Source organism: Bacteroides caecigallinarum, assembly GCF_021531075.1.
GTDB classification, from domain to species: domain Bacteria; phylum Bacteroidota; class Bacteroidia; order Bacteroidales; family Bacteroidaceae; genus Phocaeicola; species Phocaeicola caecigallinarum_B.
Genome location: NZ_JADYTJ010000048.1, coordinates 1 through 26,495 on the forward strand (window position 1 = coordinate 1; position 26,495 = coordinate 26,495).

Annotated in this window: 22 protein-coding genes; 12 read left to right on the plus strand and 10 right to left on the minus strand. The window is 39.7% G+C overall.

Annotation, left to right across the window (positions count from 1 at the left end; all coding sequences use genetic code 11):
• Positions 1-83: 83 nt before the first annotated feature.
• Together I6E11_RS11795 and vsr are read right to left on the minus strand one after the other, a co-directional pair.
• Complete coding sequence (locus I6E11_RS11795; protein ID WP_235338207.1) at positions 84-1,166, minus strand: HpaII family restriction endonuclease; 1,083 nt, start codon at positions 1,164-1,166, stop codon at positions 84-86.
• Positions 1,163-2,902, minus strand: coding sequence for a DNA mismatch endonuclease Vsr (vsr, locus tag I6E11_RS11800; protein ID WP_235338213.1), 1,740 nt, complete (start codon positions 2,900-2,902; stop codon positions 1,163-1,165). The genes I6E11_RS11795 and vsr overlap by 4 nt, the downstream gene beginning before the upstream one ends.
• Positions 2,903-3,501: 599 nt before the next feature.
• Between vsr and I6E11_RS11805 the strand changes: the two genes are divergently transcribed.
• On the plus strand, positions 3,502-4,101 hold the full coding sequence (locus tag I6E11_RS11805) for an HU family DNA-binding protein (RefSeq protein ID WP_235338215.1): 600 nt from the start codon (positions 3,502-3,504) through the stop codon (positions 4,099-4,101).
• A gap of 25 nt (positions 4,102-4,126) precedes the next feature.
• Here the strand turns inward: I6E11_RS11805 and I6E11_RS11810 are convergent, their stop codons facing one another.
• The 3 genes from I6E11_RS11810 to I6E11_RS11820 all read right to left on the minus strand — a co-directional run bounded on the left by I6E11_RS11810 (position 4,127) and on the right by I6E11_RS11820 (position 8,578).
• The gene (locus tag I6E11_RS11810) at positions 4,127-5,587 is read right to left on the minus strand and encodes a chondroitinase-B domain-containing protein (protein ID WP_235338228.1); all 1,461 of its coding nucleotides are present in this window, start codon (positions 5,585-5,587) and stop codon (positions 4,127-4,129) included.
• A 75-nt stretch (positions 5,588-5,662) separates the two neighbouring features.
• The gene (locus I6E11_RS11815; RefSeq protein ID WP_235338231.1) at positions 5,663-7,204 is read right to left on the minus strand and encodes a sulfatase family protein; all 1,542 of its coding nucleotides are present in this window, start codon (positions 7,202-7,204) and stop codon (positions 5,663-5,665) included.
• Between the two features lie 141 nt (positions 7,205-7,345).
• The gene (locus I6E11_RS11820; RefSeq protein ID WP_235338232.1) at positions 7,346-8,578 is read right to left on the minus strand and encodes a glycoside hydrolase family 88 protein; all 1,233 of its coding nucleotides are present in this window, start codon (positions 8,576-8,578) and stop codon (positions 7,346-7,348) included.
• 244 nt (positions 8,579-8,822) lie between these two features.
• On the opposite strand from I6E11_RS11820, the gene I6E11_RS11825 reads away from it, so the two are divergent.
• Complete coding sequence (locus I6E11_RS11825; protein ID WP_235338233.1) at positions 8,823-10,100, plus strand: Y-family DNA polymerase; 1,278 nt, start codon at positions 8,823-8,825, stop codon at positions 10,098-10,100.
• 3 nt (positions 10,101-10,103) lie between these two features.
• Here the strand turns inward: I6E11_RS11825 and I6E11_RS11830 are convergent, their stop codons facing one another.
• Positions 10,104-10,559, minus strand: a complete 456-nt coding sequence (locus tag I6E11_RS11830; RefSeq protein ID WP_235338234.1) for a LexA family protein — start codon at positions 10,557-10,559, stop codon at positions 10,104-10,106.
• A gap of 56 nt (positions 10,560-10,615) precedes the next feature.
• Here I6E11_RS11830 and I6E11_RS11835 point away from each other — a divergent pair, with 56 nt between their 5' ends.
• On the plus strand, positions 10,616-11,704 hold the full coding sequence (locus I6E11_RS11835) for an HpaII family restriction endonuclease (protein ID WP_235338235.1): 1,089 nt from the start codon (positions 10,616-10,618) through the stop codon (positions 11,702-11,704).
• A 55-nt stretch (positions 11,705-11,759) separates the two neighbouring features.
• Here I6E11_RS11835 and I6E11_RS11840 read toward each other — a convergent pair whose 3' ends face one another.
• The 3 genes from I6E11_RS11840 to thiD all read right to left on the minus strand — a co-directional run bounded on the left by I6E11_RS11840 (position 11,760) and on the right by thiD (position 15,319).
• Complete coding sequence (locus I6E11_RS11840) at positions 11,760-13,460, minus strand: alpha-amylase family glycosyl hydrolase (protein WP_235338236.1); 1,701 nt, start codon at positions 13,458-13,460, stop codon at positions 11,760-11,762.
• 76 nt (positions 13,461-13,536) lie between these two features.
• Positions 13,537-14,424 (minus strand): ACP S-malonyltransferase, encoded by an 888-nt coding sequence (gene fabD, locus I6E11_RS11845; RefSeq protein ID WP_235338237.1) that lies wholly within the window; start codon positions 14,422-14,424, stop codon positions 13,537-13,539.
• Between the two features lie 58 nt (positions 14,425-14,482).
• A complete protein-coding gene (gene thiD, locus I6E11_RS11850; RefSeq protein ID WP_235338238.1) occupies positions 14,483-15,319 on the minus strand; it encodes a bifunctional hydroxymethylpyrimidine kinase/phosphomethylpyrimidine kinase in 837 nt (278 codons plus the stop codon).
• A gap of 173 nt (positions 15,320-15,492) precedes the next feature.
• On the opposite strand from thiD, the gene I6E11_RS11855 reads away from it, so the two are divergent.
• Positions 15,493-16,554 (plus strand): mannose-1-phosphate guanylyltransferase, encoded by a 1,062-nt coding sequence (locus I6E11_RS11855; protein WP_235338248.1) that lies wholly within the window; start codon positions 15,493-15,495, stop codon positions 16,552-16,554.
• Between the two features lie 98 nt (positions 16,555-16,652).
• On the opposite strand, the gene tpx is transcribed toward I6E11_RS11855, so the two are convergent.
• Positions 16,653-17,156 (minus strand): thiol peroxidase, encoded by a 504-nt coding sequence (tpx, locus tag I6E11_RS11860; protein WP_235338239.1) that lies wholly within the window; start codon positions 17,154-17,156, stop codon positions 16,653-16,655.
• A 224-nt stretch (positions 17,157-17,380) separates the two neighbouring features.
• Here tpx and I6E11_RS11865 point away from each other — a divergent pair, with 224 nt between their 5' ends.
• The 8 genes from I6E11_RS11865 to I6E11_RS11900 all read left to right on the plus strand — a co-directional run bounded on the left by I6E11_RS11865 (position 17,381) and on the right by I6E11_RS11900 (position 26,480).
• Positions 17,381-18,295 carry a polyprenyl-phosphate transporter gene (locus I6E11_RS11865; protein WP_235338240.1) on the plus strand — a complete coding sequence of 305 codons (915 nt, stop codon included), beginning with the start codon at positions 17,381-17,383 and terminating at the stop codon, positions 18,293-18,295.
• A 204-nt stretch (positions 18,296-18,499) separates the two neighbouring features.
• Complete coding sequence (locus I6E11_RS11870) at positions 18,500-20,167, plus strand: glycogen/starch synthase (RefSeq protein WP_235338241.1); 1,668 nt, start codon at positions 18,500-18,502, stop codon at positions 20,165-20,167.
• A gap of 32 nt (positions 20,168-20,199) precedes the next feature.
• Entirely contained in the window at positions 20,200-22,767 is a 2,568-nt protein-coding gene (glgP, locus tag I6E11_RS11875; RefSeq protein WP_235338242.1) for an alpha-glucan family phosphorylase, read from the plus strand.
• Positions 22,768-22,902: 135 nt separating this feature from the next.
• Positions 22,903-23,580: a response regulator transcription factor gene (locus tag I6E11_RS11880; protein WP_235338243.1), complete on the plus strand. Its 678-nt coding sequence runs from the start codon at positions 22,903-22,905 to the stop codon at positions 23,578-23,580.
• Positions 23,577-24,842: a sensor histidine kinase gene (locus tag I6E11_RS11885; protein ID WP_235338244.1), complete on the plus strand. Its 1,266-nt coding sequence runs from the start codon at positions 23,577-23,579 to the stop codon at positions 24,840-24,842. Before I6E11_RS11880 ends, I6E11_RS11885 begins: the two co-directional genes overlap by 4 nt.
• A 124-nt stretch (positions 24,843-24,966) precedes the next feature.
• Complete coding sequence (locus tag I6E11_RS11890) at positions 24,967-25,404, plus strand: PepSY-like domain-containing protein (protein ID WP_235338245.1); 438 nt, start codon at positions 24,967-24,969, stop codon at positions 25,402-25,404.
• Between the two features lie 139 nt (positions 25,405-25,543).
• On the plus strand, positions 25,544-25,894 hold the full coding sequence (locus I6E11_RS11895; protein ID WP_235338246.1) for a DUF3795 domain-containing protein: 351 nt from the start codon (positions 25,544-25,546) through the stop codon (positions 25,892-25,894).
• Positions 25,895-25,898: 4 nt separating this feature from the next.
• Entirely contained in the window at positions 25,899-26,480 is a 582-nt protein-coding gene (locus I6E11_RS11900) for a GNAT family N-acetyltransferase (protein WP_235338247.1), read from the plus strand.
• Positions 26,481-26,495 lie beyond the last annotated feature (15 nt).

Consider the following 26,495-nt stretch of genomic DNA (forward strand, 5'->3'; position numbering starts at 1 on the left):
CAACAAAAGAAACCTATAAAAAGAGGTATTTACCTAATATTTGTATGTAACACGAGAGTCAAGTTTACATGCGAAAATTAGGATTATAAAAAGCGAATTTGTAAAACTAAGTTAAAGTAATACTTATTTCCATTGCGATAAACTTTCCCCATGTTATAACGTTTCTTGGATGGCGTTTCAAATTTTGTATTATTAAAAAGATAATCCTCCAATAAATTGCGGTCATACAAGTGGAAACAAATCACATCTCCATCGCTCTTCACAACAAGATAGCCTCCTGTTGCTTCATACCTGCCGTTCCAAGCCTTTGAAGGAAGCATTCCAAGAGCAGTCGCAACCATCAAAGATTTTATCTTATATCCATAGTGATCATGTCCTTGCGACAAGTTATAGTTCAAAGGGTTGTTTTTACTTATTCGTTCTGCAGCTTCCTTTATATTCATATCCTTTTGAGCATAACAGTCAGCGAGCATCCAACCTATAATTTCGGGTAGATTACTATCTATCATCCTCAAATTATTGTCAAATATCTGATTGGGAACAGATGAAAATTTGAGTTCGGCACCAGCTTGCTGGATAGCCTTAACTCTTTTTATTACGCAGCCTGTTCCATTAATAGCATTAATACAATCGACTACATTATCATCAATACGCCCACCGCTAACTTCATAAGTAAATGTGGTGGCACCAGACGCATTTAGCAACGTAGGAGCAGCCCCGGCATCAGACTTAATACTAAAACCTAAACTAGGTTCCATTCCTGTGTGGTAGTCATGAATGACAATATGTATATCAGCCTTGTCTATTGATTTGGCCTTTACTTTTTTGCAATGAATTTTATTCAAGAAGTCGTTAATAGATTGGATTTCAAAGGCACCTATTCCATGACCTCCTTCTTGAATACACTTAAATAATTCTTTTGATTGAGTAAAGAAGTCTACAATATTGATTCTTGCAATTTCGGTTTCATCTTCGGTTATAATTACGATATCCTTATCAATAGAGTATTCCAAATGTCTCTCTAATTCGTCACGAAGCACCTTTAATACTGGATAGTATACTTCTAGTTTATTCAAATTTCCATCTCCGGCGTGTACTTTCTTTTCACCCAAAAGTTTGAAGAGTACGTACAACTCGCTCCATTCTCCTTTATTTGCTGTTATCATTTCTTGTATTGTTTAGGAGTGAAATCTAATCTTTTAATTATTTGTTCAGCTGTAGCTTGAATGGCTGGTACTGCGACCGAATTACCAAACTGCTTGTAGGCAGAAGCATCAGCTACTCCAATGATGAAGTTGTCAGGAAATCCTTGCAAGCGTGCCCATTCACGAGGGGTCATTCTTCGTAAGCCTTCACGATTTACTTCTCCTTTAATTTTTGTTACAGGTGTAAAATCGGTCAGACGGTTATCAATAACAAGATTACGCTCTCTTCCCATACCGCCTACAACAATAGCATTGGCTACTTGATCGTCGTGTATTATTTCATATCCGAAGCCGTTTCCTTTGGATGCATGTCTTTCTTTGTGTGCCACCAAAGTTTGAATATATTGAGTAGAAAGCCAATACTTTACAGACGGACATTCAACCTCTTTTATATCACCAAAGGTCTTAGTCTTGTCTGTAGGCTCAGGATATGTAAACTCGCTTACATTTTGATCTTTACGAAAACCGACAATATAGACACGCTCACGATGTTGTGGCACACCAAAATTCATGGCGTTCACTATTTGTGGATCGGGTACATAATAATTAAGGTCGTTACGCAATACATTAAGGATTGTTTCAATAGTCTTTCCTTTATCATGAATGAGTAGTCCTTTTACATTTTCGAGAAAGAACGCACGAGGACGTTTGCGGCGTATTATCTCAGCCACATCAAAGAAAAGAGTACCGCGTGTTTCTTCAAATCCTCTACGTTTACCAGCCAAAGAAAACGCTTGACAAGGAAATCCAGCACAAAGAATGTCAAAGGAATCTGGTATATACCCCTTTGTCTCCTCTTTTGTTATATCGCCAAAAGGCACTTCTCCATAGTTCAACATATAGGTTCGTTGTGCCTGTTCATCCCATTCAGAGGAAAATACACATTTACCACCAAGATTTTGCATAGCCATACGGAAGCCTCCAATACCGGCAAAAAGGTCTATAAAAGTGAATTTGGGTTTGTCTGACGGAAGAAATGGCACATTAAAAAAATCTTTGAACATATTCATTTGAAATGCGTCTTCAGCTACCACATTTTTTCCCTCCTTTTTTTCTTCTTCCATACTACGATACATATCTTCCATCAAACCTAAAGCTTTTTCCTTATAGGTCTTATCTGAAGCGTAGCCTTTATTATGAAGATAGTGTGAAACAACCGCCATTTGCGAGCCAAAAGACATAACATTTCCCTCTGCATCAAAACAATGAGGACCATAATATTGCATCTTTACTTTTGTACCTTTTATATTTTCAATGATAGACAAATTGTCCATTGTTCTATTATTTTTATTTTGTAATATTCGTAATACCTTGTTTAAGCAAACATCAGGTGTTTTATTTATTTCTGTTTCCCAAAACCTAAGAACTGTCCAGCCTGCATTAATGAGGGCAGCGTTTACCTCTTTGTCTCGTTTAATATTTCTTTCGATTTTAGTGTGCCAAAATCTTTGGTTGGTTTTGTGGTCATTTCGATGTATATCCCAATCTTTACCATGCCAAAAGTCACCATCAAGAAATACTGCTACTTTTCTTTGTCTGAACACAAAGTCTGGACAACCGACAATCTTACGATTGTTCTTAGTATATTTCACTCCGGCTTCATGCAAGAGCTTTGCAAACATAATTTCAATCTTAGTGCCCTTTGAATGCACATTTTGCATATTGCGATGTCTTTGTTCTGGTGTGAGCTTATCCATTTTAATTACCTAATAGTATTGGTATCATAATCTTCTATTTATCCTTTTATATCTACATTTGATAGTTTGGCAATTTCAACAAGTTGGGAAATGGATGGCTGATACTTATTGATATACCAACCTGATACTGTCATATCTTTAACCCCTAATTGAGTTACAAGGCAATGATTTGTTTATCAGCTCACACAACCCTAATACTGTTAGAATGAAACTTGCATGACCATAATTCAAAGGTTATTATACAATTATTGTGCAAATATAGCGAAAAAGCGTTATATCATGATTGTATTAAAGAACTTTTCTCTGTATAATACAGCTCAATCCATTATTAGTGTTATTTTTTGGGGGGGGAGAAAATTTGATTAATTTCACCACTCTTATATTCTCACTACCATAAAATTCCGAACACGGACAAATACAGACAAGGCGAGAAATAAATTATAATTAAGTTTGGTCATATTGAGAATTTTAAGCATCTTTACCTCCACACGTTCGTGTAGAGTGTTCCATACGGGCGTGCGCAGTTATCCACACGAACGTGTGGAGACAGACGGATAAAGCCGTCTGGAAATGTGAAACGAAACAAAGTTTTTAAGATTATGGAAATAGAATATGATTTGTACGAGAATCCCGTCAATGAGGGAACCGGCAGTCAAAAACTGCATGCCAAGGTAGTGACGAAGGACGTCATTACAACCAAAAATCTTCGTGAGAATATCACGAGAAAGTGTACTGCTACACCTGCCGATGTGGCTGCGGTACTGACAGCTATCAGTGATGAGCTGTATGATGCATTGAGCGACGGCTATTCAGTACATATTGACGGACTGGGATATTTCAGTCTGAGCCTTAGCTGTAATTCAGAAGAGGGTTCTGTAAATATGGATAATGCAGATGTAAGGGTCAGGAGAATAAAGTTTGTTCCAGAAAAGGTTCTTATGGATAAATTTGAGACTGCTAACCTGGTAAGGGTTAAAGACAGTTCCCGTCATTCGGAAAAAATAACAGATGAAGAAGTAATGAAAAGGCTGAAAAACTATTTTTCAGAAAATGAATATATGCAACGTAAGGATTTTGAGAGACTGATGGGTTTCAATCTTTCAAAATCCTCACGATATATAAAACATCTGGTGGACAGCGGGGTGTTGAAGAATATAGCTTCGAAATACCATCCCGTTTATATCTATTTGCTTAAGTAAAAACGCCATCCACCGGTATTTGCGGTTATTGTGCAAAAATCCCTGTTTCGGCATAATTACCCGGATATTCGTCGCACCAGGTTGGCCCTGTAATCTTTTTGTTGAGGGGTTTGTCCTGAAGAGGAGTGGATAGTATCTTCACAAAATCCATATCTATGCCTTCGATGGATGTGTATGGAAGTATTTTATTCAGTTCGTCAATATTTATACCTTTTGGTGCTGTGCCGTTTTCCCAACCGTTGATGCCGGATACGTCGATGCCTGAACATACATTACCTTTCCATGTCTGTTTGGCAGAATTGCCGTTTTCTTCGTGCCATATGGACTTGGTCTTGTTATGGGTGGAAACGTAGTTGTTTACGAATGTTATGTCGTGCGGTAGTTCCGTTTCATTTCCAAAGGCTTTGAGTCGTCTGTCGTACATAGGAGCAAGATTGAACGCACTTCCCTGTACGGCAACAAATGTGTTGCTCACTACCGTCATATCGTATGCCAGGGCGTGCTCGCTAGCTTTGGGTCCGCAGTTGAAATATATTCCTGCAAATCCTCTGTCTTTCATCGTTCTTGGAAGATAGAAAAAGTTATTTCCTATGATATGGTTGCTGCCCCATATATACATACCGCCATAACCGTACATTTCGTCTGTACCTATGAATATGTTGTTTAGTGCTACTTGTTTGTCGCCATGACGGAAGTTCAGTGTTCCGCGGCAGTTTATGAAAGTGTTGGCAAAATATACGTTCTCCATCGATTTGCTTGTCACTATTTCCGCTTCGGAATCTTGTCTTTCGAAAAGGTTATGGTCTATCAGGCATCTGCCATAGTCCTTACGCCAGTAACCTACTCTGATGCCTCCTCCTGCATTACCTTTTTTCGGAGGATTCGAAAAGTAACAGTAGCTTATGCGGTGATACATTGGTTTACCGGGTTCTCCCTCAAGGGTTTTCTTTCTTGTGTTGTTAAGATTTATTACCTGATCCTGAGTGGTTTTGCCTATAAAGGCACAGTGGTGTATGTGGCAGAACTGAGGAACGTGGCCGTTTTCATCGAGATTAGTGGATATGTAAGATGAGTTTGCTTTGTCGAAATCATAGAACAAACAGTCGGATATCTCGCAATGGTCGGCGTATATGCTTACTATGCCTGGGCCATGTGTTTTCCATTCACCCGGATTTCTGCTGCCATCCTTGAAATACAAGCCTGACAGATGGATGTAGTCTCCACGGAGTTCGATTGCGGAATTGCCGGAGATATATGCTTTGCCTGGATTTTGTGCTTTTATGGTTATCATCTTGTCGTTAGTCCCGTCTGTGTTTACGGAAAGGCGTAAGTTTCTGTATGTTCCGTCGGCTAATAGAATAGTGTCGCCTGGTTTGACTGTTAATGCTGCGTTTACAAGGTCTTGCGTAGTGCCTACGGTTATGTTGTCTGCCATGACACAAGTAGCGAATAACAGTGATGGAAGGATTGATAATATTCGTTTCATATTATTGATATTTGGAATAATTGAAAATGTCCGGCCATTTTATCTTTATAGATATGTAGCCGGACATAATATGTATTAATATTTTATCATGTCGGAAAGTATCTGTTCCGTATACCACGGATCGTTTATTTCTTTCAATTGTTTGCCCATGAGTGCAAGAAGTTCTTCTACTGCCTGTTTGTTTTCGTCAAGTGGAAGATTGTTCAGCTGATAAGGGTCTTTCTCATCATCAAAAAATAATGTTTTTGTAAGTTTATTTTCCTTGTCTATGTATAGGGCCAACGTATATTTATGTGTCTTTATACCTCTGGAGCGAGGAAAATAGCTTATAACATTTCCATCTTTGTCTTTTTCTCCATCCATATTCTGTATGTATAGGGCTCCTTCAGGACGTGCTATAGTTTCAGTTTCTTCTTCTTTAAAAAATGGTGCATAGTTATGTCCGTGTATACCTTTCGGGATGAACTCTTCAAGATTGCTCATTGCCAGCATTGTAGGCATGATATCAGGAGTGGAAATCATCAGATTGTCTACTCTTGGACGGAGGTGTCCCGGGTATCTGATGATGAAAGGAACATTCATGGATTCTGCGTATGGTGAGTTTTTCGGGTCGTCAGTAAACTGGCTGCACATGGTCTCGCCGTGGTCGGAAGTGAACACTACTATTGTGTTCTTGTCGAGTCCCATTTCTTTCAGACAGTCTAGTATCATACCGAAGGCACGGTCGACACCGGTTACTGATGCGAAGTAATATCTTGCAGATTCGGATTTGGCGCGTTTCTTATCAGCATTAGGACGGATAAGCAGACTGTCTATAGGCTGGTCCTTATAGAGGTTGAAATCTTCTTCCATGCAGTCGTCAAGCGAACGGTACGGACTGTGAGGAGGATTCATACCTACCATGATGAAGAACGGCTTGCTTGTGTCGCGCTGGTTTCTTTCATTCTTGATGTATGACACGACTTCTTTCGCTTCATGTATTGGCGACCATTCCTTTGGCTCGTGTTTCTTTCCTTCGTTGTCCCAATAGTGTGGATCTTTATGTACGTCGAATGTTCCATATGAATACCAGTAATTGAAACCGTGACGTCTTTCTTTAGGGGTATATGCGTCCCATGCCGGTATTCTGTCTTCTACATATTTACCAGGATTTTCAGGATCGTTAGGAGTAGGGAAGTCGGCATGCAGTTTTCCGAAGTATGCACAGTCATAACCGTTTTTGCTGTAAACATCGCTTATACATTCCAGGTCTGTACGCAGCGAACTGATAGGACGACTGGAGTTACAGTTCAGGGGAACTCCGCTTTCGTTAGGATACATTCCTGTGAGGAGGCTACCGCGATGTGGACTACTTAAAGGGCAGTTGCTCATGGCATTCGAAAGCACGAGTGATTCTTTGGCAAATCTGTTAATATTTGGCGTATGTACCGGGTCTGCCTTAAAATTTACGTTCTTGTTGAATTCAGGTTCATTCCAGAAGCCCATAGCCATGTTTCTGTATTGGTCCGGGAAAACATATACTACGTTAGGCATTTCCGGTGTCTTCTGTTCTTGTTTCTGCGCACATCCGGTATAAAAGAATGACAGACCTGTAAGTGGAAGAATTAGATTTCTCATGATTTTTATAGCTTTGATTAATGGTGTCAAGAAAAAAATATCTGTATCGCATAATGTGATGTCAAGAATTCTCATCCCAAAGCAATACAGATATTTCTACGGGATTGTCCCGATTTGATTTTTAATTATTAATTTTGTCTGTTATTTTCCTACAAAAGGTAATGGCTGGTTGTTTTCCAGATTACGTTTACGTACAATAGCTTCCTGATAGTAGTAGTCTGCATAGTTCAGAGGTACATCTATTTCCTGACCGTGAGGAATACTACCTACAGAGTGCATAAGGATGAAGTTACCGTTTTCACCGACTTTAGCCTTGTAGTTAGGCGAAGAAAGGTTTGTCAGAATCTTGTCTGCAAGTTCCTTGTAGTTCTTGCCCGGGCAGTAACCGTCCATTTCGTATAATGCAGATGCTATACAAGCTGCAGCTGATGCATCTCTAGGTTCATTAGGGATGTTAGGAGCATCAAAGTCCCAATATGGGATAAGGTCTTCTGGAAGGTTCTTGTCGTTCAGGTAGAAGTTAAGAGTCTTTTCTGCCTGGTCAAGATACTTCTTGTCGTGAGTATAACGGTAGCAAGTGGTATATCCGTAGATAGCCCATGCCTGACCGCGAGCCCATGCTGATTCGTGCGCATAACCCTGTGCTGTCTGACGGCTGCGAACGGCTCCGTCTTTCAGTGCATAGTCAACAACGTGATAGCAGCTGTTGTCCGGACGGAAGTGATTCTTCATTGTCTGGTCAGCGTGAGAAACGGCAATCTTGTGGAATGTAGAGTCGCCAGAGAATTTAGTAGCTTCGAAAAGCAATTCAAGGTTCATCATGTTATCGATGATAACCGGACATTCCCATCCGCGTTTACCCTGCCATCCGCGGTCGGCATCCCATGACTGGATAACGCCTGCTCCCGGACGGAAACGTGTAGAAAGTGATTTGGCTGCTTCTACTATTACGTCAACATATTCAGGCTTGTCTGCAACTCTGTAACCGGTAAGGTAGCTGCATCCAATCATGAAACCTACATCGTGATGCCATTTAAGGTGTTTCACAGAATCAAGGTCTTCAGTATATTTTTCAGCAAGTTTTTTCCATTTTTCGTCTTTTGTCAAATCGTAGTCCAACCACATACTTCCAGGGAAGAATCCGCTTGTCCAGTCATCAATAGGTACATAGTGGATATTCCCGTTCTTGTCAAGAGTACGAGGATTGAGGATTTTACCGCTTTTTTCTATAATATCAGTTTGGATAGTATGCTGTGCTACCATATTACTGATTTCGGCATCAATGAAACTTTCAGTCTTTTCTGGTTTTGTGCTGCATGATACCAATACTGCAGCTGATAGAAGTGTGAGTCCTAAATTCTTTTTTATCTTCATGATATTAATAATTTGAAATTTTAGCGCAAATATATAATAAAAATTTGAAATATCACGCATCTTTTTATGCAATTTATTGGTTTTTATCTGCTTTGATTTTAATATGATGTATTGTTTTTGCTGCGATATGAGTGTTTTTTTATCTTGCTCCAAAAAAATGGTTTTATTGTTTTAATTTCTAGCATTGTATTGTTGCTATAAAAACAATTAATAACTTTGTTCGTAGAAATGGATAGTAATAAAAATGATAGGCCTGGTAGATTGTAATAACTTTTTTGTGTCATGCGAGAGGGTATTCCGTCCGGATTTACGGAATACTCCATGTGTTGTCTTGTCGAATAATGACGGTTGTGTTATTGCTCGTAGCAATGAGGCTAAAATGCTGGGAATAAAGATGGGTACACCTTTCTATCAGGTCAGAAAGCTGATTGAAGATAATGGAGTGGCTGTTTTCAGCAGCAATTATGTACTTTATGGCGATATGAGCAGGAGGGTTATGTCTCTTTTGTCGGGATATACTCCGAAACTTGATATATATTCCATAGATGAGGCTTTTATGGATTTCACAGGAATGGGTTCTCCTGAAGAGCTTCTGGCTTATTCGCGCGGTATGGTGAAGTTTGTCACCAGGGGAACGGGCATTCCAATATCTCTGGGTATAGCAGAAACAAAGACATTGGCTAAAATGGCCAGTAAGTTTGCCAAGAAATATAAGGGATATCATTCTGTATGTATCATAGATACTGAGGAGAAGAGAATAAAAGCATTGAAACTTTTTGATATAGCCGATGTTTGGGGAATAGGCCGTAGAATTTCAGCCAGGCTTAAAAGTATAGGTGTGGAGACAGCCTGGGATTTTGTGCAGAAATCGGAAACATGGGTCAGGAGTGAACTTACAGTGGCAGGTGTACATACATGGAAAGAATTACAGGGTGAGAGCTGTATTAATATTGAGGAACTGCCGAATAAGAAATCCATATGTACTAGCCGTAGTTTTTCCGATGGAGGAATTGATGACCTGCCTACTCTTGAAGAAGCTGTGGCAAATTTTGCCTCTCAATGCTCACGAAAGCTTAAGGAAGACAGAACTGTATGTGGCGCCATGACTGTTTTTGCATATACTAGCCGTTTTAGGGATGATTTGCCCAGCGATTATATTCATGAAAATGTATATTTCCAGGTTCCTACAAATGATTTGATGGAATTGGTATCGGCTGCTGTCGGTGTATTGAGGGAAAATTGGAAAGGGCGGTCGGCAAACTATTTTTATAAGAAAGCCGGTGTTATAGTTTGGGATACTTGTAGTGACAGTGCGGTTCAGGGAAATTTATTTGATACGGTTGACCGTAATAAACGTGCATCCTTGGCAAAGGCTATAGAAGATATAAACCGCAAAAACGGTTTTAATACGGTAAGGGTGGCTGTGCAGGGATATGATATGAAGTGGAAACTTAAAAAAGAATATATATCAAGACGTTTTACTACTAATCTTGATGAAATAATACAGGTAAATCTGGACTGATAATCAATCTCTTTTTCGTCTGGATCTTATGAGTTGCTTTTTTATGTTATAAGTAAGGACTCCCCAGATTATGAAATCGTTTTCTTCGGTAATTTTTATTGGAGGATATTCTTTGTTTCCTGGTATAAGCCACATGCAATTCCCGTTTTCTTCTTTTTCTATTCTTTTAAGCGTAAACTCCCCATCAATGAATGCTACTACTATATCGCCGTCCATAGGTTCTATACTTTTGTCTATTACTAGAAGGTCGCCATCGGATATACCGAATCCGGTCATTGAATCTCCAACAGCACGGGCATAGAATGTAGTGGCCGGATGCGACACAAGTTCTCTGTTCAGATCTATCGAATCTGTCATGTAGTCTTGCGCCGGGCTTGGGAACCCTGCACGTATAGCTTCACCTGCTATAGGTAAATCGAGTTCTGTACTTAAGTCTGCCGAATAGAATATTAGTTTCATGGCTGCAAAGTTAAATAAATATCCGTATCTTTGCAGCAGATTAATAATGATAATTTATGGCATTTGAAGCAACAAAAAGAGAATGGGGCGAGCTTTACGCTTTCTTTCGTATTCTGGCAGACGGATATGTATTTGCCGGAACGCCTGATGTGAAGCGCAATGAAGCGCATAAGATACCTGTGGCTATGATACAGCGTGAGGAACACGATGGAACACGTCAATACGTTATTGATAATGACTACATTAACGTGAAGGGTGAGAATATTGATAAAAGAATTCCACGCGAGGACTTCGACACTGTGGCAGAACTGATAAAGGAGGCCATTAAAAACACTTCCGGCAATGATGTTATGTCGCCTGACGGTGTTGAAGAGTTTCTTGACGAGGTAGCTATATTCAATCTGGAAGCTCAGACTGAGGACCGTACAGACTTTTCTGTTGCTTTCTATAACGTTGATGCGCCACTTACCGGTTTTTGTATACGTTCAAGAATGGGTGGAAAGATGTTGCCTTTGATTGACGGTGGACGTTCTGCCAACTTCAAGTTCGAACAGTCGGGAGTAAAATTTGCTGTTCCTACAATAAATAAAATCAATGCAGAAGGAGAGGAGGACGATGTTACAAGCAGAATGCTGATGATTGAACGTTTGGGAGGCGTTCTGAAATATAATGATGTGGTGGATAAGATATTCAGAAGCAATCTCTCAATAATAGACCTTCATGCCGGACGTATGTTTGCAGAGATGACACGTATCATGTGGCTCGACGGTATAACTAAGGTGTCAGAACTTACAGAAGAAATAAAGAAACTTAATCCGCTTAAAATCAAGGATGAACTTATAAATAAGCACGGCTATTATGAATATAAGGTGAAAGAACTTCTGTTGGCTTTGGCTATGGGTATGCGTCCGGCAAAAATGTATAACGGAACTGACTCTGCAATATCCGGATTCCTGTTTGTTACTGCCGATGGTGAGGTGTTATGCTATCAGAAAGCTTTCAGACAGGTGTTTGCCGATTTCCTATATCAGAACAGCCGTTTGGAAAAAGGTTCTACTGAAAAAGACAAGTATGGCTATCTGGAAAGGGAAAACGGGGTATATTACTTCAAATTGAATTTGAAAATCGGACTTATGAAACGATAAAACCAAACGAAAACGGCAGCCGATGAAGCTGCCGTTTTTGTTTTATAATATCATTTTATTTCAACTTTATTTTCAGAATCTTACCACTGTTGGCAGGAAGATCTGTTCCTACAGGTTTGCGTGAAGTGAAGTTTATTTTTTCTTCTTTTCCGGTTAGCAGATCCTTGACTTTTATATTTTCCATTTCAGTCATTGACAGGTATTGGAATGCATGTTCCGGAATATTTATTGCCACCCGCATGTTCATATCTCCAAAGTTTACAGCTATAAGCAACACCTCGTCTTCATATTTTCTGAGGAAGGCATATTGCTTATGCTCATCCATCTGCCAGCCGTTCATGTTTACGTACATAAGGTCAAAGAATTCACCATGCGAGATGCATTTTTCTTCGTTGCAGATATTCAGCAGGGTTTTATAGAAGTTTCTTATTCCTTTCTCCTTGGCATTCAGAAGATGTGTGTTGAATCTTCCGTGATTTGTCCAGCGGCGTATGCTGTCAATACTCCAATAATCGAATATTGTAGTTCGTCCGTCTCTTCCGCTGAATCCTTCTGTGTCCATTCCACTTTCACCCAGTTCTTGTCCGAAATATATCATAACAGGGTTTGTGTTCATACACGCCGAAACAATCATTCCCGGGAATGCCTTATGCGAATTTCCTGCAAAATAGTCGGATGCAATGCGCTGTTCATCATGGTTTTCAAGGAAATTCAGCATGTGATTCTGTATGTCATTTATGCTTTGCCAGCATCCTGTTATGGCGGTAGCAGATGTATTATTGCAAATTACGGATCTAAGTGTGTCATATAGGCCTACCTTGTCGTACAGGTAGTCGAAATGGCCATTGAAAATATAGTTTCTGTATTCTTGAGGATTATATACTTCTGCTATGAAGATTATATTGGGATATTTCTCTTTTATCTGTGGAATAGCCCATCCCCAGAATTCGCATGGCACCATTTCTGCCATATCGCATCTGAAACCATCTATACCTTTTGCGCTCCAGAATAACAGAATATCACGCATCTTAACCCAAGTGTCTGGGATAGGAGAGAAGTGACAACCTGTATTGTTATAGTAATCTACTCCGTAATTAAGTTTTATGGTTTCGTACCAGTCCGTTCTGTTTGGCCATGCGTCGAATTTGTTGTTCCCTGTAGCCTTGGCAGGCATTTCTGTGTATTTTCCTGCTTCAGGGTCGTATAAGTCAATGTCCCCTTTCAGTTCCTCTCCTGGAATGTAGTAGAAATTATTGTTTGGACTGAAGGAAACGGTTGTGTCGTCATCCTCTCCCAAATCTTTTACATCTTCAGGTTTGGCCAGTGATTTGTATTGTCGTGCCACATGGTTTGGAACGAAATCAATAATCATTTTCATTCCGGCATCATGTGTTCTAGTTACCAAAGCCTCAAATTCTTCCATACGTTTTTCTACATTGACTGCAAGGTCCGGGTCAATGTCGTAGTAGTCTTTTATGGCATATGGCGATCCGGCTTTGCCTTTTACCACAGCCGGGTGGTCTTTGCTAAGTCCGTATTGTGTATAGTCTGTCTGTGTGGCATGCGCTATAACTCCTGTATACCAGATGTGTGTAGCCCCAAGTTTCTTTATCTCTTCCAGGGCCTGCTCTGTGAAATTATCCATTTTTCCGCATCCGTTTTCGTCTATGCTTCCATTGGTCTTGCATGTGAGGACCTGATTGCCGAACAGACGTGTAAAGACTTGATATATAATGATTTTTTCTTCAGGATTCATAGTGTTTAAATTTTAGCTTTATAAAAAAGACACGTATAAACCCTTTGAGGGATATACGTGTCTTGTTCTGTTCATATTATTCTATGCCGTGGGCATTGGCTTCTTTGTTTATCTTCTTGATAAGTCCCTGAAGAACCGCTCCAGGGCCACATTCTGTAAACTCATCAGCGCCATCGGCTATCATGTTTTGCACGGTCTGTGTCCATCTTACTGAAGCTGTAAGCTGTGCCACCAGGTTTGCCTTAATTTGGGCTGGATCAGTATATGGTTTTGCGTCTACGTTCTGGTAAACAGGGCATTTCGGAGTGTGGAACTCGGTTGCATTGATAGCTGCTTCAAGTTCAACTTTTGCCGGGTCCATAAGTGGAGAGTGGAATGCACCGCCCACTTTCAGTGGAAGAGCACGTTTGGCTCCTGCTTCTTTCATAAGTTCGCAAGCCTTGTTTATGCCTTCTATAGAGCCGGATATAACAATCTGTCCTGGACAGTTATAGTTTGCTGCTACGCAAACTTCGCCTTCTGATGACACCTTTGCACAGATTTCTTCTACTTTTTCGTCAGGTAATGCTATTATTGCAGCCATAGTTGAAGGCTGTGCCTCGCATGCTTTCTGCATAGCCATTGCACGTGCGTAAACCAGTTTCAAGCCATCTTCGAATGAAAGAGCTCCTGCTGCTACAAGTGCAGAGAATTCTCCCAATGAGTGTCCTGCTGTCATTTCAGGTTTGAAGTTTTCGCCCATACAGAGTGCAGAAATTACTGAATGAAGGAAAACTGCAGGCTGTGTAACTTTAGTCTGACGGAGATCTTCATCAGTACCGTTGAACATGATATCTGTGATACGATAGCCTAAAATATCGTTTGCTTTTTCAAAAAGTTCCTTGGCTAAAGCCGAATTTTCGTACAGGTCTTTACCCATTCCTACGAACTGGGCACCCTGTCCTGGAAATACAAATGCTTTCATGATTTTTATATTTAATAATTATTGATAGTGCTGCAAAGGTAATGATTTTTTCATATAATTACTCATTTTCAGTGAAAATGTGCATCGGGACAGGGGAATAGAAGTGATTTAAAGGGCCGTGTCCGCTACCTATGTGTATGTCCTTGCCATTAAGAATTCCGTTGTGAACATATTCTTTAGCCTTTCTTACGGCTTCTTGAAGTGTGTCCCCCAAAGCCAGTTGTGTGGCTATGGCGGATGATAGTGTACATCCTGTCCCATGTGTGTTTTTGCTGTCTACTTTTGAGGCTGTATATATATATGGTGTTTCTGTCCCTTCTATACATAATACATCGCACATATCGTTACCGTTCAAATGTCCGCCTTTTATAAGTACGGCTTTACATCCCATTTCCAGTATTTTTTTGCCTGCAGCATTCATGGATTCGGCATCGCTTATATTATTGAAACCTGTCAGTACCATTGCTTCGCTCAGGTTTGGGGTTATTATCGTAGACAGTGGAATAAGTTCGTTTTTAATAGTTTCTATTGCCTCGTCTTCAATCAGTCTGCATCCGCTTGTCGATACCATTACGGGGTCGAACACAACAAATTGCGGCTTGTATTCCTTTATACTTTCGGCAATGGCTTTTACTATATCTACGTCGTTTATCATACCTATTTTTATGGCTTCAGGTCTTATGTCAGTCATCACGGCATCGATTTGTGCCTTGACGTACGGTGCAGGCACCGGATGTATGCCGGTTACTCCACAGGTGTTCTGTACGGTTATGGCTGTTATGGCACTTGCGGCATATCCGCCCAATGCCGATATGGCTTTGATGTCTGCCTGTATTCCGGCACCTCCGCTGCAATCGGAGCCTGCTATAGTGAGTACGCAGTGATATCTTTTCATTGTTTCAGGTTGTTATGTTATTCTGATACAAAAATAACCATTATTTCGTTAATCGGAAGAATTCGTCTGATTTCTTATTGATGTTATGTTTATGAAATTTTATTCATATTGTTGTTTTTAATGAAAAAACAGCTATTTTTGCGGAAGTTATAATTTGAGATATGTTTATGGAGATGAATGTGAATAATCATATTGTGATAATGGCTGGTGGCATAGGTAGCAGATTTTGGCCTATGAGCAGCAAGGAGATGCCCAAGCAGTTTATAGATGTATTGGGATGCGGACGTACTCTGATACAGTTGACGGTAGACAGATTCAAGGACATATGCCCTCCGGAAAATATCTGGGTGGTAACATCTGCCAGCTATGAACACATCATTAAGGAACAGTTGCCGGAAATTCCATCTGAGCAGATTTTGTTGGAACCATGTCGTCGCAATACAGCTCCTTGTATAGCATATGTGAGCTGGAAAATCAAATCGAAAAATCCAAAGGCTAATATTGTAGTTACACCTAGCGACCATATCGTAATGGATGTAAATGAATTCAGAAGGGTAATAAATTCGGCCATGAAATTTACATTGTCATCGGACGCAATTGTTACACTAGGAATGAAGACTACACGTCCGGAGACCGGATATGGATATATAGAAGCCGATCTTACTATGGCATGTCCTTCTAATAAGGAGATATACAGAGTAGATGCATTCAAGGAAAAACCAGACCTGGAAACAGCCAAAAGATATATACAAAAGAAGAATTTCTTCTGGAATGCAGGTATTTTTGTTTGGAATGTAAATACGATAGTGAATGCCATGCGTGTGTACCAGCCAGCACTGAGCAAGATTTTCGAAAAAATGCTGCCGTATTTCTTTACTGAAAAAGAACAGGAAATGATTAACGAACTGTTCCCTATGTGCGAAAATATATCAGTGGACTATGCTGTAATGGAAAAGGCAGACGAGATATATGTATTCCCTGCTTCATTTGGTTGGAGTGATTTGGGAACATGGGGTTCGCTGCACGAGAACTCTACCAAAGATGCGTATGGCAATGTGTGTATTGGCGATAATATAAAAATGTATGAGTCAAGAAACTGTGTAGTTCATACCACGCAGGAAAAAAAGGTTGTGGTGCAGGGACTTGACGGATATATTATAGCGGAGAAGAATAACACGTTGCTTGTTTGCCGTCTTAGTGAGGAGCAGAGAATAAAGGAATTCTCCGAAGACTGATAAAATTATAACATATGAATAAGACCGAATCCGTGAAGTGGCTTTTAGATTCGGTCTTTTTTTGTGGTTATGAGTGATTTGTTATTGTGTTGTTTGTCTTATTTGATAGCGGCCAATGCCGATTCGTAGTCTGGCTCTTGCGTGATTTCCGGAACAAGTTCTGTATATACGATTTTGCCTTCAGGATTAATAACTACTACTGAACGTGCAAGGAGTCCGCAAAGTGGACCATCGGCAATAAGAACACCGTATTTTGTATCGAAGTCGGAAGGACTTCTGAAGTCAGAGAGTGGAATAACGTTTTCTATACCTTCTGTTGTACAGAATCTTCCTTGTGCAAATGGAAGGTCCTTGGAAATGGCTAGAACTACAGTATTGTTCATATTGGCTGCCAGTTTATTGAATTTTCTCACTGAAGTGGCACATACACCTGTGTCAAGACTTGGAAATATATTCAACACTATAAACTTACCTTTTGTTTCAGACAGTTTGAATGTACTTAAATCTCCTTTTACCATTGTGAAATCGGGTGCTGTTATTCCAGTCTTTATAAATTCTCCAGCCAAATTAACGGCTGAACCTTTGAATGCTGTTTTCGACATAATTTTATGTTTTTTATTTGGTTATATCTATAAAACGAAAAGATTGATGTTTTTGTTCAATCCAGAATGAAAAAAATATAATAAAAACGTCAAGGCGTTTCAACTAAAATGTCCTGTCATTTTGTTCAAAATGTCTTGATGTTTTATTTTTATCATTTTTTCGTGTGGCTTTTATGCATTTTTATTTACCTTTGCAGGCAGAAAAAACAGTAAATAAAAAAGATATGGAACGTAAATTAAAAGATTACGCAACACTGGTATTGAAGGGGATGGGAATGGGTGCTGCCGATGTTGTACCCGGTGTTTCAGGTGGAACTATTGCTTTTATAGTAGGAATTTATGATGAACTTATAAATTCCATAAAGAGTATCAATCTGAAAAACCTTAAACTGCTTTTTACTGGCAGAATATCTGAATTCTGGAAAGGTATAAACGGAAACTTTCTGTTTTCTATAATCCTGGGCGTAGGTATAAGTGTATTTTCGCTGGCTAAAGTTATTACATGGTTACTCACTGATCATCCTATACTGGTATGGTCGTTCTTTTTCGGGCTGGTTCTGGCTTCTACATGGTTTGTCTCAAAGGATATCAAGGAATGGAACTGGAAGACAATCTTGTCTTTTATAATAGGTGCAGGTGTGGCATACTATATTACAGTGGCTACTCCAGCCGAGACACCTACAAACTATCTGTTTATTTTTCTTTGTGGAGCAATAGCAATATGTGCCATGATTTTGCCGGGAATATCAGGAAGTTTTATACTTGTGCTGCTCGGAAAATATTTTTATATAATGGAGGCCGTGAAAACTCTTGATATAGTTATACTTGCTATATTCGGTGCCGGAGTATTTATTGGTATAACATCGTTTTCAAGAATATTATCTTATGCATTGAAGAATTTCAGAAATATAACACTGTCCGTATTGACAGGCTTTATGCTTGGCTCGCTTAATAAGGTTTGGCCGTGGAAAAGGGTAGTGGAGTATCACACGGACAGTCATGGAGTGTCCAAACCGTTGATAGAAGAGAATATACTTCCTGATCAATATGTGGCAGAAGCAGTGGTGCTGATGATAGTGGGTTTCTTATTGGTGTATTTCCTGGAAAAGTTATCTTCCAGAAAACAGACGGAAGCATAAAACATAATAGTGGATTATATAGCTGCAAAGGCCGATTTCATGTAATAAAAGAGTATACGTGAAATCGGCGTTTTATGTATTGATAATGTAATTTATTATAATTTATTCAGTATTCGTCGCCAAATCTCTGTAAAAAATGTTTGGATTTTTTGATTTTATGTATGTTTTCCCTATCTTTGCAACAAATAAAGTTAAACTTATAAGATGATGAAACAGCTTTTAACTCCTGATTATATTTTTGAGTCTAGTTGGGAAGTGTGTAATAAAGTTGGAGGAATTTACACCGTCTTATCCACAAGAGCGAAAACTTTGCAGGAAGCATTCGAGGATAAGATTTTTTTCATAGGACCTGATGTATGGTTGGGAAAAGAAAATCCTTTGTTTGTTGAGGATGAAAAACTGCTCAAAGACTGGCGTGAACATGCTTTGAGCTCGGAAAAATTAAGTTTTAGGACTGGAAGATGGAACATTCCGGGAAATCCAATCGCAATTCTAGTAGATTTTGCTCCTTTCTTTGAGCAAAAGAATGAAATCTATACCCAGGCCTGGGTAGACTATCAAGTGGATTCTTTGCATGCATATGGTGATTACGATGAGGCTTCTATGTTCTCGTATGCAGCCGGTAAAGTAGTTGAAAGTTATTACAGATTCTTCCTGGACGACACTAAGAAAGTAGTTTATCAGGCTCATGAATGGATGACAGGACTGGGAGCTTTGTATATACAGAAACATGTCCCGCAGATAGCGACGATATTTACTACACATGCCACATCAATAGGTCGCTCTATAGCAGGAAACAACAAACCGCTATATGATTATCTGTTTGCCTATAATGGCGACCAGATGGCCAGAGAACTGAATATGGAGTCTAAACACTCTATAGAGAAACAGACTGCGCATCATGTGGACTGTTTTACAACGGTTAGCGAGATTACAAATAATGAATGTAAGGAACTGCTTGAAAAACCGGCAGATGTGGTACTGATGAATGGTTTTGAGGACGATTTTGTGCCTCAGGGACGTACATTCACTGCAAAACGTAAAAAAGCAAGACAGGTATTGCTTAATCTTGCAAACAAACTGCTCGGTACAAATATGGGAGATGATACGCTCATAATAGGTACAAGTGGAAGATATGAATTTAAGAATAAAGGAATTAATGTTTACCTTGAAACTCTAAATCGCCTTACTAGAGATAAGAATCTTAAAAAAGAAGTTTTGGCTTTTATAAACGTGCCTGGATGGGTGGGTGAAGCCAGACAAGACCTCAAAGACAGATTAAGCAGCAAGGAAAATTTTGATACGCCTCTAGAAGTACCGTTTGTGACGCATTGGTTGCATAACATGAGTCATGACCAGGTATTGGATATGCTTAAGTATCTGAATATGTCAAATTCTGCGGACTCTAAAGTGAAGGTAATCTTTGTTCCGTGCTATCTTGACGGAAAAGACGGTATCCTGAACATGACATATTATGATTTGGTGCTTGGCAACGATTTGAGTGTATATCCATCGTATTACGAGCCATGGGGATATACACCTCTTGAGAGTGTGGCATTCAAAGTACCTACAATCACTTCTGATTTGGCTGGATTCGGATTATGGGTAAATTCCATAGTGGGACATAATGGTGAACTTAGCGACGGAGTAAAGGTTATACATCGTACAGATTATAACTATTCGGAAGTGGCGGATGCCATAAAAGATACTATTTGCGAATTTTCGTCATTAGAAAAGAAACAAGTAGACAAAATCCGTAAGAATGCAGCTGCAATAGCAGAAAAGGCATTATGGAAGCATTTTATTAAATATTATTACGAAGCATATGATGTAGCTCTGCGCAATGCTTCGGCTAGACTTGAGAACAAATAAAGAGAATTAATAATTTTAAGTATTTGAGAGATATGAAAATTAAAACAAATTATGCTAATGCTCCTGTATGGAAAGAGGTTACAGTGAAATCTCGCATTCCAGATTCTTTGAAGATGTTACAGGAAATGGCCCGCAACATTTGGTGGTCATGGAATTATGAAGCAACAGATATGTTTAAGTCTCTTGATCCTGAATTATGGAGTGTAGTGGGACAAAACCCGGTTGCTTTCTTGGAACGTTTAAGTTACGAAAAACTCGAAGCCATTTCTACAGACAAGAAGGCTTTGGATAAAATAAATAAGGTATATAAGAAATTTACTGATTACATGAATGTTGCTCCTAACAAGGAACGCCCATCTGTGGCTTATTTCTGTATGGAGTACGGTATGACTCATGTATTGAAGATCTATTCCGGTGGTCTTGGTATTCTTGCCGGTGACTATCTGAAAGAAGCTTCGGACAGCAATGTAGATATGTGTGCTGTAGGTTTCCTATACCGTTACGGATATTTCACTCAGAGCCTGTCAATGGACGGACAGCAGGTGGCTAACTATGAAGCTCAGAACTTCGGTAGCCTTCCTTTGGACCGTGTAATCGGTGAAGACGGCAAGCCATTGGTGATTGATGTTCCTTACCTTGACTACTATGTACATGCATACGTATGGAGAGTAAACGTAGGTCGTGTGCCTTTGTATCTGCTTGATACTGACAATGAAATGAATAGCGAATACGACCGTCCTATCACTTACCAGCTTTATGGTGGCGATTGGGAAAACCGTCTGAAACAGGAAATTCTTCTTGGTATTGGTGGTGTGCTGTTGCTAGAGAAACTTGGCATCAAGAAAGATGTTTACCACTGCAACGAAGGACATGCTGCATTGTGCAACGTTCAGCGTCTGTGTGAATTCGTGGAAAGCGGAATGACATTCGAACAGGCTCTTGAAGTGGTACGTGCTTCTTCACTGTACACTGTACATACTCCGGTTCCTGCTGGTCACGACTACTTCGATGAAGGTTTGTTCGGTAAATATATGGGTGGTTATCCACAGCGTATGGGTATCTCATGGCAGGATCTGATGGACCTTGGACGTATCAATCCGGGTGACAACAACGAACGTTTCTGTATGTCTACATTCGCTTGCAACACTTGTCAGGAAGTTAACGGTGTGAGCTGGTTGCACGGAAAAGTATCTCAGGAAATGTTCTCTGGAATATGGAAAGGTTACTATCCTGAAGAAAACCACGTAGGATATGTTACAAACGGTGTTCACTTCCCAACATGGTGTGCTTCGGAATGGCAGAAACTTTACAGCAAGCATTTTGATGCAAACTTCCTGAACGATCAGTCTAATCCTAAGATCTGGGAAGCTATCTACAATGTACCTGATGAAGAAATCTGGAACACTCGTGTAGCATTGAAGAACAAACTGACTGACTACATACGTAACCAGTTCCGCGATACATGGTTGAAGAACCAGGGTGATCCTTCACGTGTGGTTTCATTGATGGATAAGATTAATCCTAACGCACTATTGATTGGTTTCGCTCGTCGTTTCGCTACTTACAAACGTGCTCATCTGTTGTTTACTGACCTTGACCGTTTGGCTAAGATTGTAAACAACCCTAATTATCCGGTACAGTTCCTGTTTGCAGGTAAGGCTCACCCACACGATGGTGCAGGTCAGGGATTGATCAAGAAGATTGTAGAAATCTCTAAGCGTCCTGAATTCTTGGGTAAGATTATCTTCCTCGAGAACTACGATATGAAGCTTGCACGTCGTCTTGTTTCAGGTGTTGATATCTGGATGAACACTCCGACACGTCCTCTTGAAGCATCTGGTACATCTGGCGAAAAGGCTTTGATGAACGGTGTTGTAAACTTCTCTGTACTCGACGGTTGGTGGCTTGAAGGTTACCGCGAAGGTGCAGGATGGGCGTTGACTGAAAAACGTACATATCAGAACCAGGAACATCAGGATCAGCTTGATGCTGCTACTATATACAGTATTCTTGAAACTGAAATCCTTCCATTGTACTATGCTCGCAACAAGAAGGGCTATTCAGAAGGATGGGTTAGAACTATCAAGAACTCTATCGCACAGGTTGCTCCTCACTATACAATGAAACGTCAGCTTGACGATTACTATTCTAAGTTCTACACTAAAGAAGCTAACCGCTATAAAGCACTTGCAGCTAATGATTATGCGAAGGCTAAGGAAATAGCAGCATGGAAAGAAGAAGTTGCAGCTAAGTGGGATTCAATACAGGTAGTTTCGTTTACTAAGGACGAAGAATTTCGTGAAGGTAATGTAGAGAGCGGTAAGGATTATACAATAACTTGTGTAGTAGACGAAAAGGGCTTGAAAGATGCAATAGGTATCGAACTTGTTGTAACTTACAAGAATGCTGAAGGTAAGGAATACATCTACTCTGTTACTCCTATGGAAGTTGTGAAAGTAGATGGCGACTTGTATACATTCCAGCTCACTCACAGCTTATCGAATGCAGGAAGCTTCAAGGTTTCATACCGTATGTATCCTAAGAATTCTGAATTGGCTCACCGTCAGGATTTGTGCTACGTACGTTGGTTTAATGAATAATTAATAACACATTATTAATTAATATCGCCAATCTTATCGGTCTGGAAATCTTTTTATAAGATTTTCAGACCGATTTTTTTATATTTTCTGTTTTACTCTTAATTTTGTGGATATACGAACATAATTTGCAGAAAAATGAAAATACTTGTAGTAGAAGACGATAAAGATTTGATGGAAATCATCACCAAGTCGCTCGAGAAGGAAAGATATGTAGTTTCGCAGGCTCCGGATTACCATACGGCAGTGATGAAGGCCGGCGATTATGATTACGACTGTATCCTGCTTGATATAATGCTGCCGGACGGTAATGGTCTGGACTTGTTGGCCGAACTACAGGATATGGGAAAGAAGGCAAATGTGATAATCCTTTCCGCCAAGGACTCTATAGAAGATAAAGTTAAGGGACTTGACCTCGGAGCGGATGATTATCTGCCGAAGCCTTTTCATCTGGCCGAACTTCATGCACGAATCAAAAGTCTGCTGAGAAGAAACCAGAGGGAAGGAGAGAAGAAAATCGTTTTCGGAAATATCGAAATCCTGCCTGAGAAGTTTGAAGTGAGTGTGGATGGAAAATTGATTGACTTAAACCGTAAGGAATACGACATACTGGTATATTTCATGCTTCGTCCGAACAGACTGGTGAACAAAAGTACATTGGCCGAATCTGTATGGGGAGACCATATAGACCAGGTGGACAACTTCGACTTTATATACGCACAGATAAAAAATCTGAGGAAGCGGCTGAAGGATGCAGGTTCCACTCCGGAACTTAAGGCTGTTTATGGTATAGGATATAAATTCGTATTGGAATGAAACTGTTTCACAATGTGATGCTGCATGTATCTGCTGCATCGGTAGTAGTAATGACTGCCTGGGCGGTGCTTTTCTACTGGGCAATAATAGCTGAAGTGAATGACGAGGTAGACGATTCGCTTGAGGATTATTCAGAGAATCTGATTATCAGGTATCTCAATGGTGAGGATATGCCTTCGCTCAACAATGGTTCAAACAATCAGTTCTATATGTACGATGTGAGTGAGGAATATGCCGAAACATATCCGCAAATATCGTATCGCGACGAGATGGTCTATATCGACGAGAAATTAGAATATGAACCGGCAAGAATCCTGATGTCAATTTTCAAGACTGACAGCGGGTATAAGGAGTTAGTGGTTTATACTCCAACTATAGATAAAATAGATTTGCAACAGTCTATCTTAGGATGGATAATTGCACTCTATGTCGGTATCATCCTTATATTGTTACTGCTCAATGTGTGGATATTCAGGCGCAATATGAAACCATTGTATGCTCTTCTGTCATGGTTCAACAATTACAAGATTGGCAGCGGATATACTCCTCTTTCCACGAAGCAGAACATAACGGAATTCAAGAACCTCTATCAGGCAGTAACTATGTCCGTTGACCGTAATGAGAAACTATACGAGCAGCAGAAACTCTTTATAGGTAATGCGTCTCATGAGATGCAGACTCCGCTTGCTATATGCCTGAACCGTCTGGAGATGCTTATGGAGGACGAAAATCTGACAGAAAAGCAGATGGAGGAAATAGCCAAGACACATCAGACGCTTGAAAACATTACGCGCATGAACAAGTCTTTGTTACTCCTGTGCAAGATTGAGAACGGGCAGTATGCCGATGTAAAAGACGTTTCTGTAAATTCCATGATACATCAATATATAGATGTGTTCAATGAAGTATATGCCTATAAGAATATAACGGTCAGCCTGTCAGAAACCTCATCCTTACAAATGCGGATAAATGAATCGTTGGCTGTAATGCTTGTTTCCAACCTTCTGAAGAATGCCTATCTGCATAACTCGGATAATGGTAGAATTGAAGTCGTTGTAAAGGATAAAGGCTTTATAGTGGCCAATACAGGCGAAAATGCTTTGGATTCCTCGAAGATATTCACCCGATTCTACCAGGGAAGTAAGAAAGAAGGTTCCACAGGCTTGGGGTTGGCCTTGGTATATACTATATGTAAGGCAAACAATATAAATATTGTGTATGAATTTAAGGACGGAATGCACGCATTTGAGGTTAAGGTGTAGAGAAAATTGATTTTTTGCGAAAAAAAATAGGAAAAATCCGATTTTTCCAGAATCTTTTCAGTATTGAGTATAATCTTTGCAATATAAAATTAAACACAGTACTAACAATTAAATTTTTATAGTTATGAAAAAGGTTATATTTTTATTCGTTTGCTTGTTCACAATGTCAGTAATCGCTGTAGCAGATACAGACAAACCTATCCAGATTGGTCAGTTGCCGTTGAAGGCCCAGACATTCATTTCCACTTATTTCAAGAATGCAAAGGTTGCAATGGCAAAGCAGGAAACAGACCTGTTCTACAAGAGTTTTGATGTTATCTTCACTTCAGGCGACAAGATTGAATTCGACAAATCTGGCGAATGGACAGAAGTAAAATGTATCAAGGATGGTGTACCGACACAGATTGTCCCTCAGCAGATAAAGGATTATGTAAACACCAACTATCCTGGTGACAAGATTTTGAAGATTGAAAGAAATTCAAGAGAACACGAAATCAAACTTTCAAGCAAATGGGAAATCAAGTTTGACAAACAGTTCAGAGTGATTGATATTGATGATTGATAATATATCAATAAAAACAATAAAAGCAGGGCAATTGTCCTGCTTTTATTGTTTTTACGGTGAATATTGAAGATATTTCCGTATTTTTGAAATCAGAATAAAATCACTTTCAATTTTTAAGACGAAATATTTAGAAACTATGGACAAGAAAACTATCACCGCCTCTGCAGAGCACATTGCTGCATGCGGTCTGTATTGCGGAGCATGTCGCAAATACCTCAATGGAAAATGTCCGGGATGCAGGCAAAACGAAAAAGCAACATGGTGTAAAATTCGCCAATGTTGTATAGAAAAAGGGCATCATAGTTGCGCTGATTGTAATATGAATGTAAAAGACTGCAAGATACACAACAACGTATTAGGAAAAATATTCGCTTTCCTGTTTAATTCCGACCGTGCTGCATGCATCCGCTACATCCAGACAAACGGATACAAGGCTTTTGCAGAAGAGATGACCCGGCGGAAAGCACAAACCATGAGAAAGAGATAATATTATGAAACCAACCATGAACTTACATATCAGGAAAGCAACTGAAAGCGACCGTTGCAGTATCGCCATTTGTATAGCTGAAGGGTTCGAGAGAGATTTCTCTTTTTTCTGTAAAGATACGGAAAAGGTAGTCAAAGCCCTTGTTACAGGAATACGGACGGAAAGATTTTATATTGCCGAAATCGGGGCTGAAGCTGTAGCTGTGGCAGGTATTTCAGATCATACGGGTAGAGCGGTTTATACGGATTATTATGCTTTATGCAAGAACTTTGGCTGGATAAAAGGTATATTCGCCAAACTTGTCTTGAAACCGGAGTTTGAACGCACTCTTCCTTATCCATCTGATACGGGCTTTATTGAGTTTGTCGCTGTTAGGAAATCGCATCGTCGGCAAGGCATAGCTTCTGTTCTACTTCGGGAAAGTATGAGGATGGCAGCGTACCAAGAATACATATTGGACGTTATGGCAGAAAATACTTCAGCGATGAAATGTTATCAGAAACTTGGTTTTCGGGAGTTTAAAAGAAGTAAGAAACAAAATAGATATATGAAAATATATATGAGTAAAACTTTAAAAGCTACATAAGATAATATGCTATTC

Bases quoted from the DNA above. Each gene is read 5' to 3' on its own strand.
- I6E11_RS11795 (WP_235338207.1), bottom strand. From the start codon at position 1,166: ATGATAACAGCAAATAAAGGAGAATGGAGCGAGTTGTACGTACTCTTC.
- vsr (WP_235338213.1), bottom strand. From the start codon at position 2,902: ATGGATAAGCTCACACCAGAACAAAGACATCGCAATATGCAAAATGTG.
- I6E11_RS11805 (WP_235338215.1), top strand. From the start codon at position 3,502: ATGGAAATAGAATATGATTTGTACGAGAATCCCGTCAATGAGGGAACC.
- I6E11_RS11810 (WP_235338228.1), bottom strand. From the start codon at position 5,587: ATGAAACGAATATTATCAATCCTTCCATCACTGTTATTCGCTACTTGT.
- I6E11_RS11815 (WP_235338231.1), bottom strand. From the start codon at position 7,204: ATGAGAAATCTAATTCTTCCACTTACAGGTCTGTCATTCTTTTATACC.
- I6E11_RS11820 (WP_235338232.1), bottom strand. From the start codon at position 8,578: ATGAAGATAAAAAAGAATTTAGGACTCACACTTCTATCAGCTGCAGTA.
- I6E11_RS11825 (WP_235338233.1), top strand. From the start codon at position 8,823: ATGATAGGCCTGGTAGATTGTAATAACTTTTTTGTGTCATGCGAGAGG.
- I6E11_RS11830 (WP_235338234.1), bottom strand. From the start codon at position 10,559: ATGAAACTAATATTCTATTCGGCAGACTTAAGTACAGAACTCGATTTA.
- I6E11_RS11835 (WP_235338235.1), top strand. From the start codon at position 10,616: ATGGCATTTGAAGCAACAAAAAGAGAATGGGGCGAGCTTTACGCTTTC.
- I6E11_RS11840 (WP_235338236.1), bottom strand. From the start codon at position 13,460: ATGAATCCTGAAGAAAAAATCATTATATATCAAGTCTTTACACGTCTG.
- fabD (WP_235338237.1), bottom strand. From the start codon at position 14,424: ATGAAAGCATTTGTATTTCCAGGACAGGGTGCCCAGTTCGTAGGAATG.
- thiD (WP_235338238.1), bottom strand. From the start codon at position 15,319: ATGAAAAGATATCACTGCGTACTCACTATAGCAGGCTCCGATTGCAGC.
- I6E11_RS11855 (WP_235338248.1), top strand. From the start codon at position 15,493: ATGAATGTGAATAATCATATTGTGATAATGGCTGGTGGCATAGGTAGC.
- tpx (WP_235338239.1), bottom strand. From the start codon at position 17,156: ATGTCGAAAACAGCATTCAAAGGTTCAGCCGTTAATTTGGCTGGAGAA.
- I6E11_RS11865 (WP_235338240.1), top strand. From the start codon at position 17,381: ATGGAACGTAAATTAAAAGATTACGCAACACTGGTATTGAAGGGGATG.
- I6E11_RS11870 (WP_235338241.1), top strand. From the start codon at position 18,500: ATGATGAAACAGCTTTTAACTCCTGATTATATTTTTGAGTCTAGTTGG.
- glgP (WP_235338242.1), top strand. From the start codon at position 20,200: ATGAAAATTAAAACAAATTATGCTAATGCTCCTGTATGGAAAGAGGTT.
- I6E11_RS11880 (WP_235338243.1), top strand. From the start codon at position 22,903: ATGAAAATACTTGTAGTAGAAGACGATAAAGATTTGATGGAAATCATC.
- I6E11_RS11885 (WP_235338244.1), top strand. From the start codon at position 23,577: ATGAAACTGTTTCACAATGTGATGCTGCATGTATCTGCTGCATCGGTA.
- I6E11_RS11890 (WP_235338245.1), top strand. From the start codon at position 24,967: ATGAAAAAGGTTATATTTTTATTCGTTTGCTTGTTCACAATGTCAGTA.
- I6E11_RS11895 (WP_235338246.1), top strand. From the start codon at position 25,544: ATGGACAAGAAAACTATCACCGCCTCTGCAGAGCACATTGCTGCATGC.
- I6E11_RS11900 (WP_235338247.1), top strand. From the start codon at position 25,899: ATGAAACCAACCATGAACTTACATATCAGGAAAGCAACTGAAAGCGAC.